This is a genomic window from Nostoc cf. edaphicum LEGE 07299 (assembly GCF_015207245.1).
GTDB classification, from domain to species: domain Bacteria; phylum Cyanobacteriota; class Cyanobacteriia; order Cyanobacteriales; family Nostocaceae; genus Nostoc; species Nostoc edaphicum_B.
The window spans coordinates 1-5,797 of sequence record NZ_JADEXF010000277.1; the positions used below are offsets into that span (position 1 = coordinate 1).

Below are 5,797 nucleotides of genomic sequence, written 5' to 3' on the forward strand. Positions count from 1 at the left end.
GGCGTATATTTTCTCCTTCATTAAAATATTTGTCGCCAACCGCCGAGACAAAGAAAACTTTTGATTATAGGCACCCGGCCAAATAGTGCGGTAAGCAAGACACTGGTTGAAGAAAATAGCATCGCCAAACTGAGCAATCCGAATCCAGGAATCGATGTCATCACAGTTAGCATCGAGTGTGGAGTCCCAACCACCACTTTGCAGGAAAGCATCACGTTGACAAGCTACTTGTACAGGTGTGCCAAAGGGTACAAGCTCTAAAAGCATCCCATAGTGAATATCGGCTTGGGGGATATAAAAAGCTAAACCGGGGCCAACTTGGGGAGTGCGAGAGAGTTCAACTTCATTGCCATCCACCTGAGCTGCCACACAAGAGCAGATTACAGCTTCGGGACGAAGTGCGATCGCCTTTGCCATCTCTTCTATGCAGTTAGGTGCTAAATAGTCGTCATCATCTAAAAACTTAATCCAGTCGCCGCTAGCTTTGGCAACTCCAGCATTCACTGTTGCTGCATGACCTTGGTTTACTTCGTTACGATGATAAACAACCTTGTCCCCTAAGCTTTTGAGATAGGTTTGGGTGTCATCAGAAGAACAATCGTCAGCAACAACTACCTCGCACTCGATTGTTTGGTTACGAGCCGAATCAATTGCTCTTTTCAGCAAATTCAAGCGATTATACGTACTGATGACGATGCTAAATTTCATAAATTTTTCCTTTGTAGTACGGCATTTTGCAATATAGCTTTGATATGCAGGCTGTTGTATCAGTACAATTATCAATCCTAACAAGTAGACTGAAATAGGATTATCGATTTATCATTGATGATCGTGGGTTTTTTTTAAGCAGACAGAAAGACTATGAACGCTCAAGAGATTATCCGCTCCATTGAAGCGGAACAGATAAAATCGAATCTGCCCGACATTTATGTGGGCGACACTGTAAAAGTGGGAGTGAAAATCAAAGAAGGCGAAAAATACCGCGTGCAACCCTACGAGGGAGTTGTGATTGCCAAGCGCAATGGCGGCATCAACGAAACTATTACAGTTCGTAAGGTTTTTCAAGGCGTGGGCGTTGAGCGGGTATTTCTGTTGCATTCTCCCCGGATTGACAGCATTAAGGTGTTACGTCGCGGTAAAGTCCGTCGTGCTAAACTTTATTATCTCCGCGATCGCGTAGGTAAGGCAACCCGAATCAAGCAACGGTTTGACCGCCCTTTGTGATTCGTCCTGCAATCATTATGGGAGAAATCTCAAGCTGCAAGCGGCATCTGCCGCTGACTTGTTTTCCCGACAAAATTAAGGTATGATATAAATCGCATATTGCGTTAAACTGAAATATAGTTCAGCGCAATCACTGAATCAAAAACAGGTTGTGCGCTCTTAGTTCAGTTGGTAGAACGCAGGTCTCCAAAACCTGATGTCGGGGGTTCAAGTCCTCCAGGGCGCGCTCAAGAGCAAAAAAACAAAGCCCGAAATAATTACGCTGCTGCTAATATAGCAGTTAGCGCTAATAATTTCGGGTAAACTTATTGTATTTGTAGTTGTTTTGCTTCCAGTAAGTGAAATAGAGTCGAAACTGCAAACCTAGATGACAATTAAACAGGATCTAGTATAAGAAACGGGGGATAAACGGTCGTGGCCAAAAAAAGTGAAGCAGAATTGCCAGAAACCACAAATGGGTTTAGCTTTGGCAACTTCATACAGGGAACCAAAGAAGAACTTGAAAAAGTAGTTTGGCCCAGTCGGAAACAGATAGTGAGCGAATCCGCCGCTGTGTTGTTAATGGTGGCACTTTCCGCATCTTTGATATACTTGGTCGATGGATTGTTTGCTTGGGCAGCAAAACAGGTGTTCTAATGAGTTTTGCAACAGATGAACCACGCAACTCAATGTTGCAGTCAGAAGAAACAGCAGAAGCAGCAGAAGCAGCAGAAGCAGCGTCAAAAGAAGCACGCTGGTATGCAGTACAAGTAGCTTCAGGCTGTGAAAAGCGTGTAAAGACTAACTTAGAGCAACGCATTCAAACTTTTGATGTCGCTGACAAAATTATCCAGGTAGAAATTCCGCAGACGCCAGCGGTGAAAATCCGTAAAGATGGCAGTCGCCAGCATACAGAAGAAAAAGTTTTCCCTGGTTATGTGCTGGTGCGGATGATGATGGATGATGATACTTGGCAGGTGGTACGCAACACCTCTCATGTAATTAACTTTGTCGGCTCAGAACAAAAACGTGGTAGCAGCAAGGGTCGTGGTCATGTCAACCCCATACCACTGAGTTCTTCAGAAGTTGAACGTATATTCAAACAAACCAGCGAACAAGAAGCTGTTGTCAAAATTGACATGGCTACTGGTGATAAGATAATGGTGCTTTCTGGTCCATTTAAAGACTTTGAAGGCGAGGTAATTGAAGTCTCTCCAGAGCGGAGTAAACTTAAAGCCTTGCTCTCAATTTTCGGCAGGGATACACCAGTAGAATTGGAATTTAATCAGGTAGAGAAACAGAGTTAAATACAAATGGCGAAGAAAGTAGTGGCGGTCATTAAACTGGCCCTGAATGCTGGAAAAGCCAACCCAGCACCGCCAGTTGGTCCCGCTTTGGGTCAACATGGTGTCAACATCATGATGTTTTGTAAAGAGTACAACGCCAAAACAGCAGACCAAGCTGGAATGGTGATACCTGTAGAAATTTCGGTTTTTGAAGACCGGAGTTTTACATTTGTACTCAAAACGCCACCCGCATCAGTACTGATTCGGAAGGCGGCGAAAGTTGAAAAAGGCTCGAATGAACCCAACAAAAAGAAGGTTGGGTCAATTACCAAAGCACAATTGCAAGAAATAGCCCAAACCAAACTCCCCGACCTCAATGCCAACGATATCGAAGCGGCAATGAAGATTGTGGCAGGAACGGCTAAAAATATGGGTGTAACAGTTACGGATTAGTCATTGGTCATTAGTCATTGGGAAGTGACGAAGGACAAAGGACAAATGACAAAGGACAAATAACAAATTATCGGGGGAGAGGCGAGGCTTCGGAATTACCCCAGGAGAACAAATGCCAAAAATATCGCGTCGTTTGCAGGGTCTGCAAGCAAAAGTAGAAGAAAAAGATTATCATCCCCTAGAGGCTTTAGCTCTTCTTAAAGACACAGCAACAGCTAAATTTACCGAAGCTGCGGAAGCGCATATCCGGTTGGGAATTGACCCCAAGTATACAGACCAACAGTTGCGGACAACGGTAGCACTGCCCAAAGGTACAGGACAAATCGTCCGTGTGGCGGTGATAGCCAGAGGCGAAAAGGTAAACGAAGCCAGCAACGCTGGTGCTGATTTAGTTGGGTCAGAAGAACTAATTGACGAAATCCAGAAAGGTAGAATGGATTTTGACAAGCTGATTGCCACACCCGATGTGATGCCACAAGTGGCAAAACTGGGTAAGTTGCTTGGGCCGCGTGGTTTGATGCCATCGCCCAAGGGTGGAACCGTAACATTTGACTTAGCAGGTGCGATCGCAGAATTCAAAGCTGGTAAATTAGAATTCCGGGCTGACCGAACTGGTATTGTCCATGTTATGTTTGGTAAGACAACCTTCTCGCCCGAAGATTTGTTAGTCAACCTGAAGGCATTGCAGGAGACGATTGACCGTAACCGTCCTTCAGGAGCTAAAGGTCGTTATTGGCGCACATTTTATGTGTCAGCCACTATGGGGCCATCAATTAAAGTTGATATCAGTGCCCTACGAGATTTGAAACTGAGCCAAGCAGGTTAATTTTTAGTCATTAGTCATTTGTAAAGGCAAAGGACAAATGACTAAGGACAAATGACAAAATTAAATAAGCAAAGCCGGAGACAGCAGGTGCTAATAACTTAATATCCTGCCGAGGTTAAAACTCTAATTGTCAGAATTACCACCCATAAAAGTGTGATAACTATGGCGTCAAGAGTCTTACTACTAAACCCCGGCTAACTTAGCTGGGGTTTGTTGTTTGGGTTCAGGTTGAGAAAAAACACACAACTAGGGCACTTCCCCGATTGTTTTAAGGAGGTGAGATTGGAATGGGTAGAACACTAGAAAATAAACAAGAAATAGTAGCTGACCTCAAAGAAACTTTGAGTGAGTCAACTCTGGCATTGGTAATTGATTATCAGGGGTTAACAGTTTCAGAAATCACAGACTTACGGCGGCGGTTACGTCCCAGTGGCACTGTTTGTAAGGTGACGAAGAATACCTTAATGGGTATTGCTATCAAAGACGATGAAAAATGGCAGCCTTTGTCGGAATTGCTTAATGGTTCTTCCGCCTTTTTGCTGGTAAAAGATGATTTTTCATCGGCAATTAAGGCGTACCAAGAATTCCAAAAAGTCACCAAGAAGACAGAACTTCGCGGTGGTGTACTGGAAGGTCGCCTACTCAAAGAACCTGATGTCAAGGTACTAGGAGACTTGCCATCTAAGGAACAACTCATTGCACAAATTGCTGGGGCTATCAACGCTTTGGCTACCAAGATTGCTGTGGGTATCAACGAAGTTCCTGGTTCACTGGCTCGTGCTTTGCAGGCTGTGGCCGACCAAGAGCAAAGTGGTGGTAGTACCGAAACTGCTGCTGTACAAGATAGCGGCACCGAAAGCACTGCTGAAGGTGATAGTAGCACTGAAACTGCTGCTGAATAGACTTCATGGTTCATCAGTCAAAAGTCAAAAGTCTATATTTAAAGACCAATGACCCATGACAAATAAATAATCAAAATTACAGGAGTTATATCAATGTCTGCTGCAACCGATCAAATTTTAGAACAACTAAAAACCCTTTCTTTGTTGGAAGCTTCTGAGTTAGTTAAGCAAATTGAAGAAGCTTTTGGCGTAAGTGCTGCTGCACCTGTTGGTGGCATGATGATGATGCCTGGTGGTGGTGGTGCTGCTCCTGCTGAAGAAGCTGTTGAGCAAACCGAGTTTGAAGTGATTCTCGAATCAGTTCCAGCTGATAAGAAGATTGCCGTGCTGAAGATTGTCCGCGAATTGACTGGTTTGGGTCTGAAAGAAGCTAAAGACTTGGTAGAAGCTGCGCCCAAGGCAGTTAAAGAAGGTATTGCTAAGGATGCCGCTGAAGATGCTAAGAAGCGCATCGAAGAAGCTGGCGGTAAGGTGACTGTTAAGTAGTCACAATTCTTTTACCACTTTTTTATTAAGGAGCCTAAGTTAGGCTCCTTTTTTTTCATATAAAGTTAGTTGCTTTTGTTTCAAAAGTTCATATTATTTTTCTTGTTTTTGCTAATTTAACGTAAGGTCGAAGTTATACTCAAGGTAGTTTAACAGGTGGTATAAAGTTTGACTAAACACTTCTTAAACCTGCGAAACAGGGTGTAAAGACTATTTTAGAGTAATAAAACATGGTTCAACTTGGTGAAGTTTTTGGCATAGCAACATCTATACCCAAATATACTTATGTGGATCGAGCTAGTTTAGATAAAAAATTTAAATACTTGCTCAATTGTGACCAACATATAGTTATTCATGGTGCATCGAAGCAAGGAAAAACAATTCTTTGTAAGAAGAATTTACCACAACACCAGTGCTTGCCTGTTCGATGTGGTTCTAATCCAACTCTTGAGAAAATCTATCTTGAAATATTAAGACTGTTGGGTACTCATATTCCTACAGAAATTACAAAGAGTTTTACTCTTGGGGCTGAAGGAAAAGCAAAGGCTTCCGTAGGATTTAAAGTACCATTTCTGGGGTCTGGGACAGGTGAACTCGAAGGAGCTAGTAATCTCGAAAAAAGCTCAGAGAATGTATATGAA

At 43.2% G+C, this 5,797-nt stretch carries 9 protein-coding genes, 1 tRNA gene and 1 other annotated feature; of the genes, 9 read left to right on the forward strand and 1 reads right to left on the reverse strand.

All coding sequences use genetic code 11. The annotated features are described in order from the left end of the window. Positions 1-708 (reverse strand): glycosyltransferase family 2 protein (locus IQ229_RS10325; protein WP_194043410.1); only part of this gene is annotated, 708 nt, incomplete at its 3' end. Positions 709-861: 153 nt separating this feature from the next. Between IQ229_RS10325 and rplS the strand changes: the two genes are divergently transcribed. From rplS to IQ229_RS10370, 9 genes are all read left to right on the forward strand, one after another. Continuing rightward, a complete protein-coding gene (rplS, locus tag IQ229_RS10330) occupies positions 862-1,224 on the forward strand; it encodes a 50S ribosomal protein L19 (protein ID WP_094348921.1) in 363 nt (120 codons plus the stop codon). A 153-nt stretch (positions 1,225-1,377) separates the two neighbouring features. Continuing rightward, positions 1,378-1,450 (forward strand) — tRNA-Trp (locus tag IQ229_RS10335). A gap of 188 nt (positions 1,451-1,638) precedes the next feature. After that, entirely contained in the window at positions 1,639-1,860 is a 222-nt protein-coding gene (secE, locus tag IQ229_RS10340) for a preprotein translocase subunit SecE (RefSeq protein WP_099102704.1), read from the forward strand. Then, complete coding sequence (gene nusG / locus IQ229_RS10345; protein WP_094348919.1) at positions 1,860-2,510, forward strand: transcription termination/antitermination protein NusG; 651 nt, start codon at positions 1,860-1,862, stop codon at positions 2,508-2,510. The genes secE and nusG overlap by 1 nt, the downstream gene beginning before the upstream one ends. 6 nt (positions 2,511-2,516) lie before the next feature. After that, positions 2,517-2,942 (forward strand): 50S ribosomal protein L11, encoded by a 426-nt coding sequence (gene rplK, locus IQ229_RS10350; protein WP_099102703.1) that lies wholly within the window; start codon positions 2,517-2,519, stop codon positions 2,940-2,942. Between the two features lie 112 nt (positions 2,943-3,054). Further along, positions 3,055-3,768 (forward strand): 50S ribosomal protein L1, encoded by a 714-nt coding sequence (gene rplA, locus IQ229_RS10355; protein ID WP_194043412.1) that lies wholly within the window; start codon positions 3,055-3,057, stop codon positions 3,766-3,768. A 56-nt stretch (positions 3,769-3,824) separates the two neighbouring features. Further along, positions 3,825-3,992: a sequence feature (ribosomal protein L10 leader region), on the forward strand. Positions 3,993-4,055: 63 nt separating this feature from the next. After that, a complete protein-coding gene (gene rplJ, locus IQ229_RS10360) occupies positions 4,056-4,670 on the forward strand; it encodes a 50S ribosomal protein L10 (RefSeq protein ID WP_194043414.1) in 615 nt (204 codons plus the stop codon). A gap of 93 nt (positions 4,671-4,763) precedes the next feature. Continuing rightward, positions 4,764-5,156 (forward strand): 50S ribosomal protein L7/L12, encoded by a 393-nt coding sequence (gene rplL, locus IQ229_RS10365; RefSeq protein WP_194043416.1) that lies wholly within the window; start codon positions 4,764-4,766, stop codon positions 5,154-5,156. Between the two features lie 230 nt (positions 5,157-5,386). Continuing rightward, positions 5,387-5,797 (forward strand): hypothetical protein (locus tag IQ229_RS10370; protein WP_228013365.1); only part of this gene is annotated, 411 nt, incomplete at its 3' end.